The organism is Pseudomonas sp. NPDC087639, assembly GCF_044743385.1.
Taxonomy (GTDB): domain Bacteria; phylum Pseudomonadota; class Gammaproteobacteria; order Pseudomonadales; family Pseudomonadaceae; genus Aquipseudomonas.
On record NZ_JBIUWI010000176.1, the window covers coordinates 1 to 1843 of the forward strand.

2 protein-coding genes are annotated in these 1843 nt (G+C 60.3%); both read left to right on the top strand.

Going from position 1 to position 1843, the window contains the following annotated elements; all coding sequences use genetic code 11:
* On the top strand, positions 1–1038 hold a 1038-nt coding region (bamC, locus tag ACIOVB_RS27650), incomplete at its 5' end, for an outer membrane protein assembly factor BamC (RefSeq protein WP_401272293.1).
* A gap of 4 nt (positions 1039–1042) precedes the next feature.
* Positions 1043–1804, top strand: a complete 762-nt coding sequence (locus tag ACIOVB_RS27655) for an MBL fold metallo-hydrolase (protein WP_401272294.1) — start codon at positions 1043–1045, stop codon at positions 1802–1804.
* The last annotated feature ends 39 nt before the right edge of the window (positions 1805–1843 follow it).

Consider the following 1843-nt stretch of genomic DNA (forward strand, 5'->3'; position numbering starts at 1 on the left):
GAAGGTTATTTCCGTGACCGTGGTAGCGATTACCTGGAAGCGCAACAGACTGCACCGATGCAACTACCACCGGATGTCAGCACCTCCAAGCGTCTGGATCCGCTGCTGCCGATCCCGCGCAACGTTGCTGACGATACCGCCAAGGGCGAGTACGTGGTTCCACGTCCTCAACCGCTGTCGGCGATCGCCGATGCCACCGACTACTCGCTGCAGAAGAGTGGCGATTCTCGTTGGGTAATGGCTCAACATCCACCGGCCGAAGTCTGGCCAGTGGCTGTGCAGTTCTTCCAGGACAACGGTTTCCGTCTGGATGAACAGCGTCCGCAAACTGGCGAATTCACCACCACCTGGCAGCGTTCCGACGAACTGTCCGCCGCCATGGCCAAACGCCTGAGCGCGGCCGGTATCGCCAGTGGCAGCGAAACCCGCGTTCGCGTGCGTATCGAGCCGGGCGTGCAGCGCAACACCAGTGAAATCTACGTGGTCAGCGCCGAGCGTCCTGCCGGCAGCACCGCCGACGTCGCTTTCACCAATCGTTCGGTCAACACTGGCCTGGACGCAGCGCTGGTCGACGACATGCTCGCGAGCATGAGCCGTATCGCCGAGAAGGGCGGTTCGGTGTCGATGCTGGCTTCGCGTGATTTCGATACCCCGAGCCGCGTCAGCCTCAGCGAAGACGGCAGCGGTAACCCGGTGTTGAACGTCGGTACCGATCTGGACCGAGCCTGGTCGAGCGTCGGCCGTGCGCTGGAGCAGGGCGAATGGCGCGTTGAAGACATCAACCGCAGTCTGGGCCTGTACTACATCAACCTGGCCGAAAAAGCCGAGAAAAAAGACGACAAGCCTGGTTTCTTCAGCAGCCTGTTCGGCAGTGCGCCGAGCAAGGAAGAAGTTGAAGCCCGTGCCGAGCGTTATCAGGTTCGCCTGAGCAAGGTTGGCGAGAACATTCAGGTGACCGTCGAGAAAAACATCAACACCGTCGCGCCGGCTGAAGTGGCGCGCAAAGTGTTGAGCGTCATTCAGGACAACCTGGGCTGATCCAATGCGTTTTGCCGTTCTCGGCAGCGGTAGCCAAGGGAACGGCACGCTGATCGCCAGTGCTGATACGTATGTGCTGGTGGATTGTGGTTTTTCCCTGCGGGAAACCGCAAAACGCCTGTTGCGTCTGGGTGTGAACCCGGCGCAACTGAGCGCGATACTCGTAACCCACGAACATGCCGACCACGTGCATGGCGTGGGTTTGCTGTCTCGGCGCTACAATCTGCCGGTCTACCTCAGTCGCGGCACACTGCGCGGGATGCGCAAACCGATTGAACCCGCAGGCTTTCTGGCTGGCGGCGAGCAACTGCAGATCGGTGCACTGAACATCGGGGTCATTGCCGTGGCCCATGATGCGCAGGAGCCGACCCAGTATGTATTCAGTGACAACGAACAGCGGCGCTTCGGCCTGCTGACCGACCTGGGTTCCTACTGCGAGCGGGTGCTGGACGGTTACCGGGATCTCGATGCATTGATGATCGAATCCAATCATTGTCGTGACATGCTGGCACGTGGTCACTACCCGTACTTTCTCAAGCAGCGGGTGGGCGGCGAGCTGGGACATTTGAACAACCATCAGGCGGCATTCCTGGTGTCCGAGTTGGGCTGGCAGGGTCTCCAACACCTGGTCCTGGCCCATCTGAGCAGCAAGAACAACATGCCGCAGCTGGCCCGGCAATGTTTTGTCGACACCCTTGGGTGCGACCCGGACTGGCTGCAACTGGCCGATCAAGATTCAGGGCTCGACTGGCGCCACATCGCCTAGCCCACCTACTTAGCAAGCGGAGCCCATCATGGAAAAACG